Source organism: Alteromonas sp. W12 (assembly GCF_001924945.1).
GTDB lineage: Bacteria > Pseudomonadota > Gammaproteobacteria > Enterobacterales > Alteromonadaceae > Alteromonas > Alteromonas macleodii.
In genome coordinates, this window is the sequence record NZ_LQXH01000007.1 from 335469 (window position 1) to 357078 (window position 21610).

Below are 21610 nucleotides of genomic sequence, written 5' to 3' on the forward strand. Positions count from 1 at the left end.
TGTGATGTATCGTATATGAAATTCCGTATGTGTCAATAATAAATCTGAAATTTCATATATGTTTGGTAGGGACGAGAGGGTCTTAGACCGCTATTATTCTCGGTAAGCCAGAAATTTAGTGGTTTTCAGGAGCGGCAGCCTCGAACGACATTGCTACTTGTTTACCGTTTACCTCATTGTAATGAGAAATAACGTCGTTCATAAACGCGTACCATGTAGGATTCGGGTGCCAAATAGCCATAAGGTCTTTTTTGGCAGCTTGTTCACTTTCTCCAAGTACGCTAATTCTATAAAGATAGGTAAAAGCGGCACCTCGCCAATTCAGTTTGCAGTGCGTGAGTACCTTGTCTTTTTCGATATCTACGCTTTGCATGAATGCTGCGTAGTTTAAAAAGTTGGCTAATGTGGGGCCTTCCCAGTCAACGGGCACATTAAAGTAATCTAGACCTAATTCTGAGGTAGTTAAAATCTCACTAGTTCTATCCCCTGGGATCAAATCTACAACGTGCGTCACCCCTTTTTCTTTCAGTAAAGAAAGGTGAGAGGCATCGGGTAAGCCCGAAGAGAACATATATGGCGTGTTTTCTTGGTAGTTGATGAGCGTTGTAAGTGTCGGTTTGGTATTCATCTGCGCTTGGTCACTGGTTTGTGGTGTTGAATTGTCTTCGTGATATTCGCTTGCATGTGCACTTAAAGCTAGCCCTAAACTAATACAGGCCGCACTAACAGCGAGACTACGCTTAGACGTTTGAAATGATAGTGTATCTTTCAGGATTTTAAGTGCTGCTGACTGGTGCTTTTTCATAATTTAGCGCTCTGTGTTCACACGGGGTAATGGTGGCGTTATTGCCATTTCTTACGTTACACATTTGATTGCTTGTTGTCCAAGTGGCAATGCCACCGTTATGTAAACAGGCCCTAACCGTGGCATTGATAACAACTGCTGAATTGAATTTTTATATATCACTTTTAAGGTTAACTTTTCACTACCTTAGGTTTTAAAGAAGGCGTATTACGACCAGGTGATTTTGGTTTGTATTTACAGCTAAGCCAGATTGAAAAAGGAACGCCTATTAGGGCGGGTAGAACCCAGCTGATAATTTGAAGTGACGGTGAGCCTTCAAATAATGTGCGTCCCCCAAAAGCGAAAAATGCGGTGTATGCACCTATACCAGAGCCAATGATATGCCCAATGTGCTCAGTTACCCACGCACCTGCAACGATGTCTTTTCGATAAACATAGCGCACAATACCAATGGAATTTAACAGTGCAATAGGGGCAAAGATACATGTTAGCGTTATGCCGTATGTAATACCCTGATACAACGCAATGGAAGCGACGACAAAAAGCACTACGGGTAGCCACAGATACTCGATAGTACGCAGCTGCTCAAGATTTTGCTTCGCTTTAAGCACCGCTACGGAATGCCTTATGTTGTTCCATACCAACAGGCTTAACATCAGCAAAAAGAGATATTGACCTCTAAGGTATGCAGTGAAATAAGCAACAGACTCAAAGTGCGCAGGCATTGTTGGGTAGATGACTAGCGGAATAAACAGCACCATAGTAGAGCTGATAACGCCACTAATAGACGTAAATAGCATCGCTTTTATATAGTAACCACCAAATTGCTTGTGGGCTTTTCCGCCCTTTTTCGTAAGACTAGGCACCCAAAACAGTATAAGTGACAGAGCACCCGTTAAAATATGAAGCGTTACTATAAAGCCATGAATTGTTTGCATCTTGCTTTCCTTTGGCAATGAACAAAATTGTAGGTTTATAGTGATAACTTCACGAGATTGACAACAGTGCCAGAAGTCATGAAATAAAAAGTGACTTATGGCCTATGCGTTGAAACGTATTTTTTGTCAAAGTAGCGCTATAAGAACGAAAAGATATAGGTAGTTATAAACGAATGAAAATCTCAACCCCTGCTCATTGGCGGGTGAGCATCGATATTGAGCGCGCATCTGCATGCATTACATGGATGTTTGTAAGCGGCTCCGCACTTTACTTCCTGTATCATCAGTACTCATTCACGCATTGGCGAACTCTCTCTGCCATCGCTATTTTTTGTATGCTCGCCGTGACTTTTGTTATTGTCAGTAGGCATGACCACAGTAAGCCCTCGTTAAGGCTGCCAACGTTATGGGCGATGTTTCTATTGGCGGTTCTGAGCCAGTTTTTGCTTCCCTATGTTTACCTTGCCATCTTCGTTGTTATTTGGTCCGCCATTCTTCCTTACTATGTTAATTGGAAAACGTGCATCGTGCTTTCAATACCATTGGCTCTACCCACAATCCTTATCCAAGGATGGGTGTGGCAAGAACAGCAAGCTTTCTTAACCGGCGCGCTTTTTTGGACATTTAATTTATTTGCGATGATCATGTCAAACACGGCCATTAAAGAATCGAAAGCACGTGAAGAAGCTGATGCGCTTAATAGACAATTGTTGAGTACTCAGCAACTCATGAAGCAGGCGCTTACTCAGGATGAACGCCTGCGGATAGCGCGAAACATTCACGATGTTTTAGGGCATCATTTGACGGCGCTTACCATCAACCTTCAAGTAGCGTCGAGAAAGGCGGATTTATTAGAGAGCACAGAATCGCAAGCCATAAAGCAACACGTTGAGCAGTCCCACAGTATCGCAAAGCTTTTGCTCTCTGATGTTAGAGAAGCGATTTCTGACATTCGGGAAAATGCGGCTATTGATTTTTCATTAGCAGTAAACGCACTAATTAAAGATTTGCCTAGGCCGATGGTAAATCTGCACATTGACGACAATTTAATGTTAACCAACGTGCGAATTGCCGACTGCCTGTTGCGAAGTATGCAAGAGGCGCTAACTAACGTGATACGCCATACACAGGCGCATTATTTTTCCCTATCACTGACGCAACACAACGGCGCTTACAACCTACTAATGCACGACAGTATGGTGCCGCATGCTGCTGATAAGACACTAAGTGGCGAACAGCCAAGTAGCATACTGCTTTTCGACAAAGCACCATGTAGCTATTCAGAAGGCGCTTTTGCAGAAGGGGTTCGAAAGGAAGAGCGATCAAGCGAATCTGACACTTCAAGTCATGTGGTGGCTGGTAATGGTCTAAAAGGAATGCAGGAACGGGTTCATGAGCTAAATGGAACTATCAGCTGGCAGCGAACCGAGCAGGGTTTTCGCATCGCAATTCACATACCGGAGGGCGAATGAAAACACGCCTTATATTAGTTGAAGATCAAATGTTGGTAAGGGAGGGCATCAAATCACTTTTAGGGCTTGATGATAGCGTTGAAGTTGTTGGCGAATACGAAAATGGTCAGCAGCTCATTGATAATGAAAACGCTTTAAACTGTGATGTGATATTAATGGATATTCGCATGCCCAAATTATCGGGTATCGATACTTTGCTTGCACTGAGTGATAAAGGGATTAGTACGCCAGTGCTAATGCTTACTACGTTTGACGATCACGAGCTGGTAAACGGCGCTATGCGCGCTGGTGCAAAAGGGTACCTGCTTAAAGATGTATCGCTAGAAACCCTGGTTGACACTATTACACAAATAAAAAATGGTAAAACGCTGATTCAGCCCGCGGTAACCGAAAAAGTGTTGCAAGGCTTGAAAGGACTGAACGTAGAATTTGAGTCGTTTGAAAATCCAGAGCCACTTACTGAGAAAGAAGTCGAAATTCTCCGTTTGATCGCTGCGGGTTACAGTAATAAAGAAATTGCAGATGCGATGTTCAAATCAACAGGCACCATTAAGAACCAAGTTTCTTCAATCATGGCTAAGCTTGGTGTACGAGATAGAACGAGGGCAGTGCTCAAGGCGTTAGAGCAGGGGGTTATTTAGTTATACTTTTATACAACATGCTAAAGAATAAGATACACAGGTTGGACCACTTGGTAAAATACAATCATAGGATCACATGTGATTTCGGAGAAGTACATGAGCAAGTGGTTAGTAGTTTTATCTTTAGTTTTCGGTGTGAGCACGACAGCTCACGCCAATTTGATTTTAAACGGTAGCTTTGAGAACAACGATATTAAGAGTAATAGCTGGAAAGCCTTCACTGCTGGAACAGTTGATGGGTGGAGTGGCACAAATATGGAGCTATGGGATAACTTCCAAGGGTTAAATGCATTTGATGGTAGCCAATATGCTGAGCTTAATGCCAATGGCAATAATGGCCGATACTTTATTTTTCAAAGCTTCTCTACTGAAGCAGATGCTACCTATGATGTGTCATTTGCTTATGCAGCACGAGGCAAAGGTGAAAGTTTTCAGCTAGACATATTCAGCGATACGGATGACATTTTGTTCAGTCAAGTGTTTGACGATCACGCTATTAAAACTTGGTCTGAATTCTACGGTGATTTTGTTGCGCAAACTGCGCTGACAACCATCCGTTTTTCTACCATCAATACAGGAACCTATGGCAATTTTGTTGATGATATCGTGGTAACTGAAGCGCCTAGATTAGCGAGTGTATCCAGTGTTTCAGTTAGTGAGCCAGCGAGCTTGGCTATTTTGCTACCTCTTTCAGCTTTTGCGTTTATAAGACGTAAGAGAGCCAAATAGATTTACACATATGGTAACTACAAAAAGGCCCGCATTTATGCGGGCCTTTGTTTTTTATGCAAAAATATCTGCGCTTTGGTTCTAATGCTTATTTATCCATATGCACAACAGAGCGGATACTTTCACCTTTATGCATTAAATCAAAGGCATTGTTAATGTCACCAAGACCCATGGTGTGAGTGATAAACTCTTGAAGACCAAAGTCACCATTTAAGTATTGCTCTACAATACCTGGTAGCTCTGAACGACCTTTAACACCGCCAAATGCAGAGCCGCGCCATACACGACCTGTCACTAACTGGAATGGGCGCGTTGAAATTTCTTGTCCTGCACCAGCTACACCAATGATCACAGATTCGCCCCAACCCTTGTGACAGCACTCAAGTGCAGAACGCATCACGTTGACGTTGCCGATACATTCAAACGAGTAGTCAACGCCGCCGTCAGTCATTTCAACAATCACTTCCTGAATAGGCTTATCGAAATTCTGTGGGTTTACCACGTCAGTTGCGCCAAGCTGCTTCGCTAGGTCAAACTTACTTTCATTAATATCAATACCAATAATGCGGCCGGCGCCTGCCATGCGTGCACCAATAATGGCAGATAGACCGATACCACCTAACCCAAAGATAGCAACCGTGTCGCCTTCTTGTACTTTCGCCGTTTTAAGCACGGCGCCCATACCGGTTGTCACACCACAGCCAAGTAAGCATACTTCTTCTAACGGGGCCGTTTTGTTTACTTTTGCTAGCGATATTTCTGGTAAAACCGTGTACTCAGAAAACGTTGAGCAGCCCATGTAATGATAAATTGGCTCACCATCTTTAGAGAAGCGGCTTGTGCCGTCTGGCATCAAGCCTTTACCTTGTGTTTCGCGCACCGCTTGGCAAAGGTTAGTTTTGCCTGACTTACAGAACTTACATTCGCCACATTCTGCGGTGTAAAGAGGAATAACGTGATCACCAACTTCTACACTAGTCACACCTTCACCCACCATTTCAACAATACCACCACCTTCGTGGCCTAGAATTGAAGGGAATACGCCTTCAGGATCATCACCGGACAGCGTAAATGCATCAGTGTGGCATACGCCAGTTGCAACGATGCGTACAAGTACCTCGCCTTTCTTAGGAAGCTCTACGTCAACTTCTTCCATCTTTAACGGCTCTCCCGGGCCCCAAGCCACCGCAGCTTTTGACTTAATGTGGGTTTGACCTTCTTGCAACGAATCTTTGAATGACGCCATGTAATGACTCCTTAATCATAAATATTTGATGATGTTTTATAGACCAAAGTATAGGAGACGGATTACTAATGATAAATACAGTTTTAGTAAATCACTTTTTCATAATTGTAATAATTGATTTAGCCAAATAGAATGTACTTAAATAAACCAGCGCTTTGTTGAACAACGCTAAACTAACGAGTGGCGATAATGAAATATCTAGAAGGCATAGCTGAGTTTTGTGCCGTAGCTGACGTTGGCAATTTTACCGGAGCTGCGAACAAGCTCGACACGTCAGTGGCGCAGATAAGCCGTAAAGTCGCATCACTTGAAAAGCAGCTAGGCGTTAAATTATTACAGCGCACTACGCGCAGCGTATCGCTTACTGAAGCGGGCACGCAGTATTTTCAGCAGGCAATGCCTGCATTAAAGGCGCTCGAAGATGCCCAGCTAGCTGTAAGCGTACTGCAAGCATCGCCGCAAGGGCTAATTAAACTTACCGCTCCCGTAGCGTTTGGCGAAGCCTTTATCGCGCCTTTGCTCAATACCTTTATGCAAAAGTACGCTGGCATTAGTGTGCAGTGTACGTTCTCCAATGAAAAACTCGATATTGTGGAGCTTGGTCTCGATCTCGCTATTCGTATTGGCAAATTAGAAGACTCGACACTTGTTGCTAAAAAGCTGGCTACACGTCATTTGTTTGTATGCGGTAGCAAAGACTATTTTTCTCAACACTCGATGCCAAAATCTCTACAAGAGCTTAAGGAACATACTTTGTTGGTAGGCTCCCAACCCAACTGGAGATTCGTTGTAAATAAAGAAGTGCAAACGTTGCCAGTGCAAGGACGTGTGCGATACAACAGTGGCAACGCACTCTGTAGCGCTGCTTTGGCAGGATTGGGGCTTACCCAGCTACCTGGGTTTTATGTGCGTGAGGCATTGGCACGCGGCGAGTTGATAGAGGTATTACCAAAATATAAAGATAAGCAAGAAGCTATTTGGGCAGTATTTCCTTCCAATAGAAATGTTGCGCCAAAGATTCGTTTACTGGTTGATTTCCTTGCCCAAAATATCATGGATGATCGCTAGGAAAACAAACAAAGTAAGCCTTGTGTGCCTTAATAAGCAATATTCCGTGTAGAGTATTTCACTTTTTGCAATACAGTGTAGTGAAAACTGCGGTTGACATATAGACGTCTATACGGCAAATTGCTTGTATGAAAAAGATTCTACTTACTCGCACCACCATTATGTTAATTACCACCTTAAAAAGGGCGGTCGCTGACTAGTGCAAGTAAGCAAAAGACAACGAAAGCCCGCCTAACACAGAGCGGGCTTTTTTTTACACACGTTTTAGCATGCGTAACCTTAAGGAGCAGCATATGAAAGTCTTAAAGTTTGGGGGTTCTTCTCTAGCCGATGCACCGCGATACATGCGCGTTATGGAGATTAGCACGGCGACCCACCAAACCGACGGTGCTGCGGTTGTACTCTCTGCCCCAAAGGGGGTAACGAACGCGCTTTCACTACTATGTGAACAAGCAGCCGCGGGTGAAGATTTCCAGCCGTTATTCAATAAGTTGAACGACACGGTTACCGGCATCGCCAACAACCTAAACGAAGAACTCGACGGGTTTGCACATGCAAGCGTGGTAGAATTCATTAATAGTCACCTTTCCGTATTAAAACAGCACCTTGAAGGTATTAAGCTGCTTGGTGTTGCACCTGATAATGTCGCTGCCGGTATTCTAAGTATTGGTGAGTACATCTCGGTGACGCTTTTTAGCGCTATGCTATCTGCCAAAGGTATCGCTAATCGCGTTATTGACCCGGTTAAGTATGTGCTGGCCGAAGGCGATTACCTAGACAGCATTGCCGATGTGTCGCTTAGTAAAGCGCGCTTTTCAGATGTGCCTACTGACGGCAGTGAATTTCTGGTCATGCCGGGGTTTGTTGCTGCTAACGAAGCGGGCGAGAAAGTCACGCTTGGGCGTAACGGCTCAGACTATTCAGCGGCCATTTTAGCGGCGTGTATAGACGCAAATTGCTGTGAAATTTGGACAGACGTAGATGGTGTTTATAACGCTGACCCGAACCAAGTTGAAGGGGCAGTGCTGTTAGACAAGCTTACCTATCAAGAAGCGATGGAGCTGTCTTATTTCGGTGCCAAGGTACTTCATCCGAAAACTATCGGTCCTATTGCCCAACACCACATCCCTTGTTTGATCAGAAACACACTAAACCCAGCTGCGCCAGGTACGCTAATCAGCAATGAAAAAAGCGAGGTGTGGACGTCAGTTAAAGGTATTTCACAGCTTGATAACGTCACCATGTTTAACGTTGCAGGCCCTGGCCTTAAAGGCATGGTTGGTATGGCAAGTCGTGTGTTTGAGGTGATGTCGAACGCCAATATTTCAATAAGCCTTATTACCCAGTCTTCTTCAGAATACTCAATCAGTTTCTGTATCCAAAGCAAAGACGCCAGCCGAGCGTTAACGCTTCTTGAAGATGCGTTCGCGCTAGAGCTTCAAAATCAATTGCTAGATCCTATTGAAGTGCGTCATGACCTAGCCATTGTTACTTTGGTTGGTGACGGTATGCGTCAAACCAAAGGGTTGGCTGCGCGTTTCTTTAACTCGCTTGCCCAAGCGCGCGTAAACAACGTAGCCATTGCTCAAGGCTCTTCAGAGCGCTCTATTTCAACGGTAATTGAAAGTAAGCGTGCTAAGAAAGCAGTAAAAGTCATTCACCAGAATTTTTTCTCTGACCGCCATACCATCGACGTATTCCTAGTAGGGTGTGGCAATGTGGGAACCGAACTGCTAGGTCAAATTGAAAAACAACAGCCGGCTTTGCTAAAACGCAATGTACAGCTGAGAGTTTATGGCATTGCAAATAGCCGGAAACTGCTGTTAAACAGTCAAGGGATTGATTTAAGCGGTGACTGGAAAGCGGCACTTGAATCGGCAAGCGAAGGATTAAGCGTAGAACGCCTGCATCAGTTCGCTAATGACAATAGTCTGGTAAACCCGGTGATTGTTGACTGTACTAGTCACGAAGCGATTGCAGAGCAATATGTAGATATGATGGAAAGCGGTTTTCACGTAGTAACGCCAAATAAAAAGGCGAATACGAGCGCTATGTCTTACTACCGCAAGCTTCGCAAGACCGCGCAATCGACAAATCGTCAGTACCTTTACGAAACCACAGTCGGCGCAGGGCTACCGGTTATTGATAACTTGCAAAAGCTATTCAGCGCCGGCGACACCTTACACCGCTTTGAAGGAATTCTATCGGGCAGTTTGTCTTATGTATTTGGCAAACTTGAAGAGGGCATGAGCCTGTCGCAAGCGACACAAACAGCCAAAGACAACGGCTTCACAGAGCCTGATCCGCGCGATGACTTAAGCGGCATGGACGTAGCGCGCAAGCTGCTTATCATGGCTCGTGAAGCTGATTTAGCGTTAGAACTATCTGACATTGAAATTGAGTCTGTACTGCCAGAAGGCTTTGCTGAAGACTGTTCAATTGACGAGTTTATGCAGCAGCTGCCAGAGTTAGATGCGTCGTTTGGTGAAAAGGTTGAAGCGGCTAAAGCCGAAGGTAAAGTACTTCGTTATATCGGCAGCATTGAAGACGGAAAATGCAGAGTAAGCATTCAGGCTGTACCGGCAAGTAACCCTCTTTCGCAGGTAAAAGACGGTGAAAACGCGCTGGCGATTAACAGTGACTACTATAGCCCAATCCCTTATGTAATTAGAGGATATGGAGCAGGTGGTACGGTAACAGCAGCAGGGGTGTTTGCTGACATTCTGCGTACTATGCCGTGGAAGCAAATGGCGCACTAAGGGCTAAATAACGCTTAGCTTGCTTAGCGCAGATAGGCGGCTAAAGTAAGATATTCGAAGGTGTGACTTAGGCCAGTAATGTTGTGGCATCGATTTAAAGCGCTAATTTATTGAGCTAATTTGAAGCGCTAATATAAAGAGCACGCCACAAGCGAAGTAAGAGTAATAATATGAAAGCATTTACGGCCTTCGCGCCGGCATCAATAGGAAATGTGAGCTTAGGCTTTGACGTACTGGGCGCAGCGCTTGCGCCCGTTGATGGCACTAAGCTAGGTGATGAAGTTGAAATAAAGGCGGCTGAGTCATTTTCATTAGAAACGGTGGGACGCTTCGCTCACAAACTCCCGGGCGATGCAGACAGTAATATTGTAACTAAGTGCTATCACTATTTCTGTGAGCAAATGGAAAAGGCTGGAAAAACAACCTCTCCTGTTGCGCTTACGCTTCATAAAAACCTTCCAATAGGCAGCGGGTTGGGTTCAAGCGCAAGCTCTATTGTGGCAGCGTTTGCAGCGTTAAATGCTTACTTCGACACCCCGTTCGATGAAGATACTCTGCTTATAATGATGGGCGAATTAGAAGGCCAAATAAGCGGTAGTATTCACTATGATAATGTTGCTCCCTGTTACTTAGGTGGTATGACGTTAATGACAGGTAGCGATGCGCCTGTCACGCTGTCGTTGCCGTTAAACGACGAATGGTACTATGCCGTTTGTTATTCAGGCATTAGCGTATCAACGGCGGCTGCTCGCGATATCTTGCCTAAACAGGTGGAAATGGCGACGGCACTAACCTTTGGTCGACAGCTAGGTGTGTTTGTACACGCCTTACATGTAGGTAACTTTGATTTGGCAGCATCGGTAATGAACGATGTCATAGCCGAACCTTACAGAAAATCGCTACTGCCTGGCTTTGATGACGCTCGTGCGTTTAGTGAGCAAGCGGGTGCGCTCGCTTTTGGTATTTCTGGCTCGGGACCTACGGTTTTTGCCGTGTGTCCAAGTAAAGCGCAGGCGGAAAAAGTCGCCGCCTATTTAACAGAGAACTACATTCAAAATGAAGATGGCTTTAGCCATGTGTGCCAAATACCAAGCCAAGGCACCATTGTTTCTTAAGGTACATAGCTTTTTAAGGTATATGGTTTCTTAAAGGCAAATGATTTCCTAAAAGCACAATTATTTTTTAAAAGATTAAAAGGGCAGAGTACTTGCCCACATAAAAAGGTAACAGCAAGTGGAATTGGTAAATTTAAAAGATTCATCGGACACAGCAAATTTTGCTGAAGCCGTTAAGCGGGGCTTAGGTAAAAACCAAGGGCTTTATTTTCCAGAGCATATTCCTACCCTAGACAATATTGACGAATTGTTGGAAAAGCCATTTGTAGAGCGCAGTATTGAAGTACTTCGCGCCCTTATCGGCGATGAGCTGAATAATGGCGAGCTAGAAGAAATTGTTCAGACCGCATTTGCTTTTGGTGCACCAGTTGAGCAGGTCAACGATAACGTATACTGCTTAGAGCTTTTCCATGGCCCAACACTAGCGTTTAAAGATTTTGGCGGCCGCTTTATGGCGCAAACCCTATCGCGTATTAGTGAAGGGAAGCCAGTTACCATTCTAACAGCGACTTCAGGTGATACCGGCGCAGCGGTTGCACATGCATTTCACGGCATCGACAATATCAACGTGGTTATTTTGTTTCCAAAGGGCAAGATTAGCTCGCTGCAGGAAAAGCTATTCACTACGCTAGGCGGTAATATTCATACCGTTGCTGTTGAGTCAGACTTTGACGCATGCCAATCACTAGTAAAAACCGCGTTTGACGACCCTGACGTACGTGAAGGCCTTCACCTGAACTCAGCAAACTCAATCAACATCAGCCGTTTACTAGCGCAGGTTTGCTATTACTTTGAAGCAGTAAGTCAGTTGCCAAAAGAGAAACGAGACCAACTCGTTATTTCAGTACCTAGCGGTAACTTTGGTAACCTCACGGCTGGCATGATTGCTAAATCGTTAGGTTTACCTATAAAGCGTTTTATCGCAGCAACTAACTTAAACGACACGGTACCTCGCTACCTTAAAACCGGCGAGTGGGAACCTAAGGCGACGGTTGCGACCATGTCTAACGCAATGGATGTGAGTCAGCCTAATAACTGGCCGCGAATAGAGGCGCTTATTGAGCGTGGCTATATCGACAAAGCGTGTCTTAAAGGTGAGATGGTTGACGAAGAATATACGCAGCTTGCTATGCGTCAATTAGCGCAACAAGGCTATACCAGCGAGCCACATGCCGCGATTGCCTATCGCGCAGTAAGTCATGACTTAGAAGACGGCGAAATTGGTTTGTTCTTAGGAACAGCGCACCCGGCTAAGTTCAGAGAAACCGTTGAAAACGTGCTAGGTAATCCAATCAGCTTACCGAAAGCGTTGGCCGATGTAGCAGGCGAAGACAGCTTAGCGGTAGACTTGCCAGCGTCTTATGATGCACTTAAGCAGCATATGATGGATTTGCTTAAGTAATGACACCCTCGGCTACAACATGGCAAAGCGCGCTTGGTGATGAAAAGCAAAAAGACTATTTTGTTACGTTGCTTGAGCGCGTGAAGCACGCTCGTGAAGCGGGAAGCGTTATCTACCCGCCTCAGTCTGACGTATTCAATGCGCTTAAATACACGCCGCTAGACGAAGTAAAAGTCGTGATCTTAGGTCAAGATCCGTACCACGGCCCTAATCAAGCCCATGGACTTTGTTTTTCAGTAAAAGCTGGCGTTAAAACACCGCCATCGCTTAAAAATATGTACAAAGAGCTGTTGTCTGATATTGAGGGTTTCACCGAGCCCAACCACGGCACGCTGACGTCGTGGGCGGAGCAAGGGGTATTGCTACTTAATACTGTATTGACCGTTGAGCAGGGCAAAGCACATAGCCACGCGAAATGGGGATGGGAAACCTTCACCGATAAGGTTATCGATGTGGTCAATGAGCACTGCCAAAACGTTGTGTTTCTTCTGTGGGGTAGCCATGCGCAAAAGAAAGGTAAGCACATTAACCGTGAAAAACACCACGTTTTACATGCGCCTCATCCGTCGCCACTCTCAGCACACAGAGGCTTTTTAGGTTGCAAACACTTCAGCCAAACAAACGAATACCTTATTGCTAAGGGCAAAGAACCCATTAATTGGCAGGTATAGTACTGGCAGAAACAGCAGCTAGCCACACAGCAAGTGTGATTGCCCCATTCAGCGCCCTATCAATAGCTAGCTCACTAGATAAATGCCTAAATAGCTATGAGACCATGTTATGCGGTCTGGCCGCAATTAGGCACAGAGCATATTCCTTAGCTATTACGCTATTACATAGAGCCAGCGAAGAGACACCATGCTTGCAAGTGAAGCATTTACAGCACGCTAGAAAGTAAAAAGGCCGCCTGTTTAACAGGCGGCCTTCGTTTTATCTTTCCAGTGTCTCTAGCTCGTACTCGAAACCACAGTCGAGTTCGGCCAGTTCTTTTTCTAATTTGTAGCGATCTTGTAGCGCTTCGATTTCTCTCCACTTACGTTTTTTGCTTTTGGTTTTTGCTGGGCTTGCTTCGATGTCTAACATGGCAAATAGATCTGATTTATCCACTGGGATCTCCTTTTTATACCACTACAACTAATACAGAGTTTTTGTTTTTAATTCCCTCTGTACAATTTTGTATCACAGCCGCCACTAAAATAAAATAGTTTAATTTACCTTTTATTAACAAATTGTGACGATATGATGACAACGGTAAGGAAATGTCCAGTGTGTTTAAAGCGTGAACAATAACTGTATGTAATTGATCCTATTTGTTTTGTTAGTAATCAATTGTACAGTGTTACGGATATCAAAAATGTCTGTCGTATTGTTGATGAAAACCGCAACAAAAAACGGCTAGCTTTCGAAAAAGCTAGCCGTTCAGTTTGTTATTTGCACCAATTGGGTGATTTTAAATCACCTCGCATTCCTTATTTTGGTGCATTCGCTGCTCTGAATTTGGCAATCAATTGTTGTGTTGAAGCATCGAAATTATCTTTGTCTGCCTCGCCTTGAATGCCTGCAAGTACTTGGTTTCCTAGTACTTTACCTAACTCAACGCCCCATTGGTCGAATGAGTTAAGGTTCCAGATAACACCCTGAACGAATACCTTATGTTCATACATTGCAACCAGCGCGCCAAGTGTTTTAGGCGTAAGGCTATCAAACAAGAAAGTATTGCTAGGCTTGTTGCCAGGCATGGTTTTATGAGCGGCCAAGCGTTTGCGTTCAGCGTCGTCTAGGCCTTTACCGTCAAGGTCTGCATAACACTCTTCAAAGGTTTTACCCTGCATTAGTGCCTGTGTTTGACCAAAACAGTTAGACGCAAGCATAGCGTGATGCGTGTCGTCCTGGTTAGGAACGTTAAGTGGCAACATGAAGTCTGCTGGGATAACGCCAGAACCTTGGTGAATAAGCTGATGGAAGCTATGCTGGCCGTTTGTACCTTCACTGCCCCAAATAATTGGGCCAGTAGGGTAATCTACGTGCTCACCTTCTTGCGTCACTTCTTTACCATTACTTTCCATATCTAACTGCTGTACGTAAGCTGGTAAGCCGCGAAGATAGTGATAGTAAGGTAATAAAACGTGTGATTGCGCGTCGAAGAAGTTTCTGTACCACACACCTAACAGTGCAAGTAGAACAGGCATGTTTTCTTCTAGCGGTGCGGTTGTGAAATGGGTGTCCATGCCAAATGCACCTTCAAGTAAGCCTTTGAAGTTTTCAAACCCAAGGGCTAGCGAGATAGGCAGGCCAATGGCAGACCACAGTGAGTAACGACCGCCAACCCAATCCCACATAGGGAAAATATTGTCGGCGCTAATACCAAACTCGGTGGCTGCTTTAACGTTTGAAGACACGGCTACAAAGTGTTTAGCAATATCTTCTTGTGTACCGCCAGACTTTAAGAACCAGTCTTTAGCTGTAAGTGTATTTTGAAGCGTCTCTTGGGTAGAGAACGACTTTGATGACATGACCACCAAAGTTTCTTCAAAATCTACGCCAGATAGCACATCGTGAATGTGGCAACCGTCAACATTGGCAACAAAGTGAACCTTTACAGCATCGACTGTATGCGGCTTAAGTGCCTCGGTCATAATCTTAGGACCAAGGAACGAACCACCAATACCAATTGCCACAATGTGCTTGATAGGCTTGCCGGTATAACCTTTGTGTTCACCGCTGTGAACCGATGCAGTAAACGCTTCAATTTTTGCAAGCGTAGCATGCACTTCAGGCATTACGTCTTCGCCATCTACCAGTACTTTACGGTCTGAGAAATTACGAAGTGCGGTGTGAAGCACAGCGCGACCTTCTGTTGAGTTAATCTGCTCACCAGAAAACATCGCGTCGCGAAGGGTTTCTAGTTTGCACGCTCGGGCAAGGTCGAAAAGCCCTTTAAGCGCGTCTTCATTTACACGGTTTTTGGAGTAATCAAGAAAAATGCCGCAGGCTTCAAGCTGCATTTTATCTGCGCGATTTGCATCTTGTGCAAACCAGTCGCGCATGTGCGCATCTTTTACCGTTGCAGCAAGTTCAGACAGCTTTTTCCATTCAGGGAGAGAAGTTAAAACACTCATTGTTTCAATAGCCCTTACGCGCTTAGTTTTTCGCGAAGCATGGTTTCAAGTTTTTCCTGATCTGCGGCGAAGTTGCGGATGCCTTCAGACAGCTTTTCGGTTGCCATTGCATCTTCGTTCATTGCCCAGCGGAATTCGCTTTCTGTTAAGCGGTCACCTGGTGTTTTTGTAGCGCCATTGTCTTTAAGTTTAACCTCTAGATCGCCAGGCTCGTTTGCCAGTTCTTCTAGCAGTGCTGGGCTAATGGTTAGACGATCACAACCTGCCAACGCTTGAATTTCACCAATGTTACGGAAGCTTGCGCCCATCACTACGGTATTGTAGCCGTGGTCTTTGTAGTAGTTATAAATTTTAGTTACAGATACTACGCCTGGATCTTCATCTGGTGCGTAAGACTCAGTACCGGTCGCTTTTTTGTACCAGTCTAAAATGCGCCCTACGAATGGAGAGATAAGATAAACACCGGCCTCTGCACAAGCTTGTGCTTGGGCGAAGCTAAATAGAAGCGTTAAGTTACACTGAATGCCTTTCTTCTCTAGCTCTTCTGCTGCCTGAATACCTTCCCAAGTAGAGGCAATTTTAATAAGAATGCGTGACTTATCGATACCCGCGTCTTCATATAGCTGAACCAAACGTTCCGCTTTTTCGAAAGTGGCGGCAGTGTCGAACGAAAGGCGTGCGTCTACTTCAGTTGAGATTCGGCCTGGAATAGTTGCAGAGATTTCTTTACCAATGGCTACCGCTAGTTTGTCTGCTGCATCGGTAAGCTGCTGGTCAGCGTCGTTTGACTGAAGTTTTGCCCATGCTACAGCATCATCAATTAGGCTTGCATATTGAGGAAGACCAGCCGCTTTTAAAAGTAGCGACGGGTTAGTTGTGGCATCGACTGGTTGATACTTTTTAATGGCATCGATGTCGCCCGTGTCGGCAACAACGGTAGTGATATCACGTAATGAAGCTAACTGATTGCTCATAATTCTCTCTGTTCTTTATCAAAATAAATTTGGACAACTCGCTGGAAAAGCCAGTTGAATAAAACGGTTCGCTTGCGCGTGTGTAGGGCTTCGCGCTTGCGTTCTTTTTTACCAGTTCTTAGTTCTTTAACAAGTACTGGTACATGCAGCGCTTTGGTAATTGAGGTACGTTCACGGAGGGTGTATCTCAATTATTGTTTGAATAATTATTTGTAACGCTATTTATATCAAACCCGTGTGACAATTCATACATTGAATAGCGACAAAATGGCTAATCGGATTTCTCTGTTAAGCCAATTTACGTCTTTCTTATGCCATTTTGCTTTTTGAAGCGTATCAGGTGGTACAATACCAGTGTAATACCATTCCGCATAGATCATTACCCACTCAGCGAGAGTTAAAATGCTCGTAATCGCGGCGTGTCACCGCAGGTATAGTGGTTCTACATTAAGGTGGCACAACAAAGAGTACGGGCATTTTAAACTCGCCCTTCGGGAAGGTCTGGCAAGCTTCCTAGCTTCATTCTGGGAATTTGAAAGGGAACAGCCATTCCTGCATTCCCACGCTTTGCTAGGAAACTTGCCAGAGCCTTCTGAGTCGGCAATGATCTATGCGGATTGGTATTAAACCTAAGGAGTCGAAATGTTAGTTGTAGTATCCCCAGCAAAAAATTTAGATTTTGAAAGCGAAATTCCTGTGAGCCAGTTCACTCAGCCTGCCATGCTTGAAGACACTGAACGTTTGATGGAAGTTTGCCGCACCTTATCGCCTGCTGACTTATCATCGCTGATGAAGATAAGCGACAAGTTAGCAACGTTGAACGCCAACCGTTTTGCTGAGTTTTCTACGCCATTTTCGCCCGATAATGCACGCCAAGCAATGTATGCGTTTAATGGTGATGTGTATACTGGGTTAGATGCTTACTCGCTTGATAGCGAAACGGTAGAATATGCGCAAAAACATCTTCGAATTTTGTCTGGCCTATACGGATTGCTTCGTCCTCTAGACTTAATGCAGGCCTATCGTTTAGAAATGGGCACTAAATTAGCAAACCCTGAAGGTAAAGACCTGTATGCGTTTTGGGATGATCGCATTACTTATATGCTAAATAAGGCATTAGAAGAACAGGGTGACAATGTGTTGATCAACCTTGCTTCAAATGAGTACTTTAAAGCAGTGAAGAAAAAATCTTTAGATGGCATGATCATTACGCCAACATTTAAAGACTGCAAGAATGGTCAGTATAAAATTATCAGTTTCTTCGCGAAGAAAGCCCGTGGTTTAATGGCGCGTTATATTCTTGAAAACCGTGTAGAAGACGTAGAAGGTCTGAAAAACTTCGACGTAGATGGCTATGTGTTTAACGAAGAACAAAGTTCATCAACGGAACTTGTGTTTCTGCGTAACCAAGAAAGTTAATAACACCCGTTCATCCATAATCACCTTAAAAGTAGGACATAAATTTGAGCATATTAGTTCGCAATTTACCTAAAACATTTACTCAGGAGAATCTTGAAGACTTGTTTTTCGAGTTTGGCACCATAGCGTCGTGCGACTTGGTGATGGATGAGGCTTCTGGCTTATCGAAAGGCTTTGGTTTCGTAGAAATGAGCACGCAAGAAGAAACCGATAAAGCCATTGAAAAACTTAACGCCAAAGTTATCGACGGTAAGAAAATTCGTGTTAAGTGGTCAAATCAAGAGAAGAAGCAGGCTGAAGCGATAGCTAGTGCGCCAGCGCCCAAAAGAGACATTCCCGAAGATGTATGGGGAAGTTCTTCTCGCAATAACTCTGAGCGTGAAAACGACGCCGAGTAATACCGAGGGGATACAACTAACAAGCGCTGACAACGAAGGTTGTCAGCGCTAAACCTTCATTTAACCAGATACGGTTGCTGTTTGTACTTGAGTATTGCGAGCAGTCATAACAATGGCCAGCCACACCAGTACACCACCACCGGCAAGCGCTAGGCCTACCCAACCCGTTGATGTATAGCCATAACCCGCTGACAGTGTCATTCCTGCCAACCAAGGGCCAAGTGCATTAGCGGTGTTAAAAGCCGCATGGTTCATGGCGCCGGCTAAAGTCTGAGCCTCGCCAGCGACATCCATAAGCCTTGTTTGCAGCGGCACCACCATGCCACCACCGATACCAATGAAAAACAGTGATGCTGCCATTAAGTATGGATTCCCCATCGACGCAGCGTAAGCTGCAGCTGATAGGCCCAATAAAACCTGAAACGTAATCGCTGACGTCAGTAGCCTGCCTTCAGAATAGCGGCCTGCAATAATATTGCCCAAGGTTACGCCTATGCCATAGATAAGCAATGTGGCCGAGATTCCCCACTCAGGTGAAGAGGTTGTATTGAGGTAAGAGGCACTGAAGTAAGAATACACGGAGAACATGCCACCAAAGCCAATCGCGCCCATAAGTAGTACCAGCAGCACGTCTTTGTTTTTCAGAGCTTTAAGCTCGGTTAGCGGTTTGGCATCTGGATTAGGGCCGCGGTACGGTGCGGTTTTCCAAACCATTAATGCAGTAATTAACGCAAAGGCTGAAATAATAAAGAAGCCAGTTCGCCATCCGAACATTTGCCCAATACCGCTAATTGACGGCACACCAATAATATTGGCAATAGCCAAGCCTAAAATGACGTTACTGACCGCTTGCGCCCGTTTATTCTTACCGGCAATGTCTGCAGCAAAGAGCATGGCAATGCCGAAGTAAGCGCCATGAGGTAGGCCAGCAATAAAGCGCGCTATGTTCATTGTCCATTCTGACCACGCTAGTGCTGTTAGCAAGTTTCCGCCAGCATAAAATACCATCATGGAAATAAGCATGGTGCGTCTTGCAAGCCTGGAAAAAAAGATAGTGATAAGCGGCGCGCCCACTACAACACCAATGGCATAAGCACTAATTGCGTGACCAGCGACATTTTCAGTAATGCCAAAATCTTCTGCAAAGTAAGGTAATAAACCCATTGCCGCAAATTCACTGCAACCAATCACAAAGGTTCCGAAAGCCAGCCAAAAGGTTATAGTGGCCAGTGAGTATTCACCCAACGCTGAGTGCTGCTCTGAATAGGCCTGCTTTGAAGAGGCTTGGTCAGAAAGAATCTTGTCAGTTTGATTCGTCATAAACGTCCTTTTGTTCATTGAGTTCAATCACGTACTTAGTGGCTGTTTTAGCGAGGGTCTGTTGAGCTTTGCTGTGCATTTTTACAATGTCTGTGTGTCATCAAAGATAAAAGACTCTCAGCAGACTAGCGCTTTGATGAAACGCAAAAACCGGCTCAACGGAATGTTTGCCGGCTCTCTTCGAATAGTCGCCCTTATCATAGATAATATTTAGCAACCGTCGGTAATATTTAGCAATGATCAACAGCCCACAGGTTCGTGCTTTTCGTATTCGTTTAATGCAAGAGATCGTAGCATCGCTCAGATAGCAAGTAACGGTAACTGATAAGGTTTCTTAATCAATTCAGCGATTTAAATGTAGTGCTTTTGTTAATAAATTACGTCGGACCTTTTGCGTTAGAAAGTCGAATGGGCGTTTATAAAAAGCGAAGGTGACTGTTTTCTGTGCACAAATATTGATTACCTTTTAGTTCATCCCTTTGTCATCTTTTAACATTTGTCACGTTTTCCAGTTGTGGCGTGAGCACAACGCCGTATCCATACCCCCATTTAAAACAAACTTCTTGACTTTGAGGTGTTCTATATATAGAACGTTCTTTAAATGGAACGACATTAAGTTGGTAAGGTGTGAATCAATCAACGCTCAACATCCTCGGAAGGCATTTGCAGAAACTCAGGCAAGACAAAGGTGTCTCGCTGTCGCAATTGGCAGCAGGGGCAGGTATCGCTAAATCTAACCTTTCAAGATTAGAGCAGGGCAACGGCAACCCGACGCTAGACACCATTTGGCGGTTAGCTAAGCAACTAGACGTTCCGTTCGGTCAGCTAGTTCAGCCTCTTAGCGCAAGCGTTGGAGAAAAGGGGGTAGAAGTTCGTTTAATTGAGCAAGGACAAGGTATCCCGAACGTTGATGCTTATTGGATGTCGGTTGCACCCAATACTTTTCGAGAGGCAGAAGCTCACGCCACAGGAACAGAAGAAACGATTACCGTTGTTAGCGGCTCTCTAGAAGCTGGGAATAGTGGAAATACTCAATGGCTGCATCCGGGTCAATGTCTAGCATTTAACGCTGATTTGCCTCACGTATACAAAACGCGAGACGAGTGGGCGACATGTCTTATCACAATCGTTTATCATAAAGAGGCAAAGGAATGAGCCAACTTTCATCAAAAAGCGGACTTAAGCAAGGGGTTATTGACGGGTTACCTTTGTTAGGTGGTTATATTCCTGTAGCTATTTCATTTGGCGTGATCGCAGTTCAAGCCGGGTTTTCTACGCTGGAAGCCACGCTAATTTCTATATTTATTTACGCAGGCGCGTCTCAGTTTCTTTTGGTAGCCATGGTGGCATCAGGTGCGCCACTTTGGCTAGCGGTTTGTATGACGTTATTAGTTAATGTGCGTCATGTGGTTTATGCGCCCAACTTGGTGCCGTATTTACCGCAAAGTAAAGCTTGGCCCTATTTAATGCACGGCCTTACTGACCAGATTTTTGCGCTAGCCCATACTCGCTTGCCGCTAATGGACGATGCTAAAAAGGTAGATTGGTTTAAAGGTGTATCGATGGTGGCGTGGCTTAGTTGGATCGTAGGGACAGCGCTTGGCGGTATCGCAGGGGACTCCCTTACCCAACAATGGCCAATATTAGACAGCGTGATGCCCTTTGCTTTACCTGCACTTTTCCTAGTGCTACTCGCGCCTAAATTCTCAAGTAAACTGTGGAGCGCTACCTTGCTCGTTACTATGACGGCGGCTCTCTTTTTGGCTCTCAGCGCCTTTAAAAACGCTGCAATTCCACTGGCAGCACTATGCGGTGCGATAACCTTTTATCTTCTCACCTCGCACGTTGAAAGGAAGCAATCTCATGCACGTTGATATTTGGATAGCTATTGTTGTAGCGGCCATCGGAACATATGCATTGCGCGTAGTACCGTTGCTGTGGACTCAGCGTCACTTTAATAAACACAAGGCCAATAACACTGAGGCGCGTTTACCTACGTGGCTAAGCGTGTTAGGGCCGTTAATGATTGCCGCTATGCTAGGAGCGTCACTTATTCCAAAAGCACCGTCAGCGGCGAGTTGGATTGCAACCGCAATAGGCACTGTTGTCACTGTGCTTGTTTGGCGCAAATTCAAAAGCTTAGGGCTGCCCGTGTTTTGCGGCGTGCTTTCTTTTGGTGTGGCTTTTGGTATCGCTTTGGTTTAG

21 protein-coding genes are annotated in these 21610 nt (G+C 44.9%); 14 read left to right on the plus strand and 7 right to left on the minus strand.

Annotated elements, in window-relative coordinates; translation table 11 throughout:
* Positions 1-115 precede the first annotated feature (115 nt).
* Complete coding sequence (locus tag AWH61_RS09060) at positions 116-805, minus strand: protein-tyrosine phosphatase family protein (RefSeq protein WP_075176868.1); 690 nt, start codon at positions 803-805, stop codon at positions 116-118.
* A 170-nt stretch (positions 806-975) separates the two neighbouring features.
* The gene (locus AWH61_RS09065) at positions 976-1743 is read right to left on the minus strand and encodes a hypothetical protein (protein WP_075176869.1); all 768 of its coding nucleotides are present in this window, start codon (positions 1741-1743) and stop codon (positions 976-978) included.
* Between the two features lie 173 nt (positions 1744-1916).
* Here AWH61_RS09065 and AWH61_RS09070 point away from each other — a divergent pair, with 173 nt between their 5' ends.
* The 3 genes from AWH61_RS09070 (at position 1917) to AWH61_RS09080 (ending at position 4585) form a co-directional block, all read left to right on the plus strand.
* On the plus strand, positions 1917-3215 hold the full coding sequence (locus AWH61_RS09070) for a sensor histidine kinase (protein ID WP_075176870.1): 1299 nt from the start codon (positions 1917-1919) through the stop codon (positions 3213-3215).
* Positions 3212-3856 (plus strand): response regulator, encoded by a 645-nt coding sequence (locus AWH61_RS09075; protein ID WP_075176871.1) that lies wholly within the window; start codon positions 3212-3214, stop codon positions 3854-3856. Before AWH61_RS09070 ends, AWH61_RS09075 begins: the two co-directional genes overlap by 4 nt.
* Before the next feature lie 96 nt (positions 3857-3952).
* On the plus strand, positions 3953-4585 hold the full coding sequence (locus AWH61_RS09080) for a carbohydrate binding domain-containing protein (RefSeq protein ID WP_014950491.1): 633 nt from the start codon (positions 3953-3955) through the stop codon (positions 4583-4585).
* Positions 4586-4673: 88 nt separating this feature from the next.
* Here the strand turns inward: AWH61_RS09080 and AWH61_RS09085 are convergent, their stop codons facing one another.
* Positions 4674-5831, minus strand: coding sequence for an S-(hydroxymethyl)glutathione dehydrogenase/class III alcohol dehydrogenase (locus AWH61_RS09085; protein WP_039226285.1), 1158 nt, complete (start codon positions 5829-5831; stop codon positions 4674-4676).
* A gap of 189 nt (positions 5832-6020) precedes the next feature.
* On the opposite strand from AWH61_RS09085, the gene AWH61_RS09090 reads away from it, so the two are divergent.
* The 5 genes from AWH61_RS09090 (at position 6021) to ung (ending at position 12846) form a co-directional block, all read left to right on the plus strand.
* Positions 6021-6899 carry a LysR substrate-binding domain-containing protein gene (locus AWH61_RS09090; RefSeq protein WP_075176872.1) on the plus strand — a complete coding sequence of 293 codons (879 nt, stop codon included), beginning with the start codon at positions 6021-6023 and terminating at the stop codon, positions 6897-6899.
* 293 nt (positions 6900-7192) lie between these two features.
* Positions 7193-9658 carry a bifunctional aspartate kinase/homoserine dehydrogenase I gene (gene thrA, locus AWH61_RS09095; RefSeq protein ID WP_075176873.1) on the plus strand — a complete coding sequence of 822 codons (2466 nt, stop codon included), beginning with the start codon at positions 7193-7195 and terminating at the stop codon, positions 9656-9658.
* A 170-nt stretch (positions 9659-9828) separates the two neighbouring features.
* The gene (gene thrB / locus AWH61_RS09100; protein WP_014950486.1) at positions 9829-10773 is read left to right on the plus strand and encodes a homoserine kinase; all 945 of its coding nucleotides are present in this window, start codon (positions 9829-9831) and stop codon (positions 10771-10773) included.
* 118 nt (positions 10774-10891) lie between these two features.
* Positions 10892-12175, plus strand: a complete 1284-nt coding sequence (thrC, locus tag AWH61_RS09105) for a threonine synthase (protein WP_014950485.1) — start codon at positions 10892-10894, stop codon at positions 12173-12175.
* Entirely contained in the window at positions 12175-12846 is a 672-nt protein-coding gene (gene ung / locus AWH61_RS09110) for a uracil-DNA glycosylase (protein WP_014950484.1), read from the plus strand. Before thrC ends, ung begins: the two co-directional genes overlap by 1 nt.
* 259 nt (positions 12847-13105) lie before the next feature.
* Here the strand turns inward: ung and AWH61_RS09115 are convergent, their stop codons facing one another.
* From AWH61_RS09115 to tal, 3 genes are all read right to left on the minus strand, one after another.
* Positions 13106-13282, minus strand: coding sequence for a DUF3545 family protein (locus AWH61_RS09115; RefSeq protein ID WP_012519516.1), 177 nt, complete (start codon positions 13280-13282; stop codon positions 13106-13108).
* A gap of 362 nt (positions 13283-13644) precedes the next feature.
* Positions 13645-15294, minus strand: a complete 1650-nt coding sequence (pgi, locus tag AWH61_RS09120) for a glucose-6-phosphate isomerase (RefSeq protein WP_075176874.1) — start codon at positions 15292-15294, stop codon at positions 13645-13647.
* 14 nt (positions 15295-15308) lie between these two features.
* Positions 15309-16268, minus strand: coding sequence for a transaldolase (tal, locus tag AWH61_RS09125; RefSeq protein ID WP_075176875.1), 960 nt, complete (start codon positions 16266-16268; stop codon positions 15309-15311).
* Positions 16269-16670: 402 nt separating this feature from the next.
* Between tal and AWH61_RS20025 the strand changes: the two genes are divergently transcribed.
* Genes AWH61_RS20025 through AWH61_RS09140 form a run of 3 tightly spaced genes read left to right on the plus strand, consistent with a single transcriptional unit; the run spans position 16671 to position 18085 of the window.
* Complete coding sequence (locus AWH61_RS20025) at positions 16671-16895, plus strand: hypothetical protein (RefSeq protein ID WP_139308981.1); 225 nt, start codon at positions 16671-16673, stop codon at positions 16893-16895.
* 15 nt (positions 16896-16910) lie between these two features.
* Entirely contained in the window at positions 16911-17687 is a 777-nt protein-coding gene (gene yaaA, locus AWH61_RS09135) for a peroxide stress protein YaaA (protein WP_075176877.1), read from the plus strand.
* A 44-nt stretch (positions 17688-17731) separates the two neighbouring features.
* Positions 17732-18085, plus strand: coding sequence for an RNA recognition motif domain-containing protein (locus AWH61_RS09140; RefSeq protein WP_075176878.1), 354 nt, complete (start codon positions 17732-17734; stop codon positions 18083-18085).
* 60 nt (positions 18086-18145) lie between these two features.
* Here AWH61_RS09140 and AWH61_RS09145 read toward each other — a convergent pair whose 3' ends face one another.
* Complete coding sequence (locus AWH61_RS09145; protein ID WP_075176879.1) at positions 18146-19405, minus strand: MFS transporter; 1260 nt, start codon at positions 19403-19405, stop codon at positions 18146-18148.
* Between the two features lie 663 nt (positions 19406-20068).
* Between AWH61_RS09145 and AWH61_RS09150 the strand changes: the two genes are divergently transcribed.
* The 3 genes from AWH61_RS09150 to AWH61_RS09160 are packed head-to-tail and all read left to right on the plus strand — an operon-like array spanning position 20069 to position 21610.
* Positions 20069-20560 (plus strand): helix-turn-helix domain-containing protein, encoded by a 492-nt coding sequence (locus tag AWH61_RS09150; RefSeq protein WP_075176880.1) that lies wholly within the window; start codon positions 20069-20071, stop codon positions 20558-20560.
* On the plus strand, positions 20557-21279 hold the full coding sequence (locus AWH61_RS09155) for an AzlC family ABC transporter permease (RefSeq protein WP_014950477.1): 723 nt from the start codon (positions 20557-20559) through the stop codon (positions 21277-21279). The genes AWH61_RS09150 and AWH61_RS09155 overlap by 4 nt, the downstream gene beginning before the upstream one ends.
* Positions 21269-21610: an AzlD domain-containing protein gene (locus AWH61_RS09160; protein ID WP_014950476.1), complete on the plus strand. Its 342-nt coding sequence runs from the start codon at positions 21269-21271 to the stop codon at positions 21608-21610. Before AWH61_RS09155 ends, AWH61_RS09160 begins: the two co-directional genes overlap by 11 nt.

What these genes read in the sequence shown, in the direction of transcription:
- AWH61_RS09080 (WP_014950491.1), top strand. Translation starts at nt 3,953, where the DNA reads ATGAGCAAGTGGTTAGTAGTTTTATCTTTAGTTTTCGGTGTGAGCACG.
- AWH61_RS09085 (WP_039226285.1), bottom strand. Translation starts at nt 5,831, where the DNA reads ATGGCGTCATTCAAAGATTCGTTGCAAGAAGGTCAAACCCACATTAAG.
- AWH61_RS20025 (WP_139308981.1), top strand. Translation starts at nt 16,671, where the DNA reads ATGCTCGTAATCGCGGCGTGTCACCGCAGGTATAGTGGTTCTACATTA.
- yaaA (WP_075176877.1), top strand. Translation starts at nt 16,911, where the DNA reads ATGTTAGTTGTAGTATCCCCAGCAAAAAATTTAGATTTTGAAAGCGAA.
- AWH61_RS09160 (WP_014950476.1), top strand. Translation starts at nt 21,269, where the DNA reads ATGCACGTTGATATTTGGATAGCTATTGTTGTAGCGGCCATCGGAACA.
- AWH61_RS09155 (WP_014950477.1), top strand. Translation starts at nt 20,557, where the DNA reads ATGAGCCAACTTTCATCAAAAAGCGGACTTAAGCAAGGGGTTATTGAC.
- thrA (WP_075176873.1), top strand. Translation starts at nt 7,193, where the DNA reads ATGAAAGTCTTAAAGTTTGGGGGTTCTTCTCTAGCCGATGCACCGCGA.
- ung (WP_014950484.1), top strand. Translation starts at nt 12,175, where the DNA reads ATGACACCCTCGGCTACAACATGGCAAAGCGCGCTTGGTGATGAAAAG.
- AWH61_RS09070 (WP_075176870.1), top strand. Translation starts at nt 1,917, where the DNA reads ATGAAAATCTCAACCCCTGCTCATTGGCGGGTGAGCATCGATATTGAG.
- AWH61_RS09075 (WP_075176871.1), top strand. Translation starts at nt 3,212, where the DNA reads ATGAAAACACGCCTTATATTAGTTGAAGATCAAATGTTGGTAAGGGAG.
- AWH61_RS09060 (WP_075176868.1), bottom strand. Translation starts at nt 805, where the DNA reads ATGAAAAAGCACCAGTCAGCAGCACTTAAAATCCTGAAAGATACACTA.
- thrB (WP_014950486.1), top strand. Translation starts at nt 9,829, where the DNA reads ATGAAAGCATTTACGGCCTTCGCGCCGGCATCAATAGGAAATGTGAGC.
- AWH61_RS09065 (WP_075176869.1), bottom strand. Translation starts at nt 1,743, where the DNA reads ATGCAAACAATTCATGGCTTTATAGTAACGCTTCATATTTTAACGGGT.
- pgi (WP_075176874.1), bottom strand. Translation starts at nt 15,294, where the DNA reads ATGAGTGTTTTAACTTCTCTCCCTGAATGGAAAAAGCTGTCTGAACTT.
- AWH61_RS09090 (WP_075176872.1), top strand. Translation starts at nt 6,021, where the DNA reads ATGAAATATCTAGAAGGCATAGCTGAGTTTTGTGCCGTAGCTGACGTT.
- AWH61_RS09145 (WP_075176879.1), bottom strand. Translation starts at nt 19,405, where the DNA reads ATGACGAATCAAACTGACAAGATTCTTTCTGACCAAGCCTCTTCAAAG.
- tal (WP_075176875.1), bottom strand. Translation starts at nt 16,268, where the DNA reads ATGAGCAATCAGTTAGCTTCATTACGTGATATCACTACCGTTGTTGCC.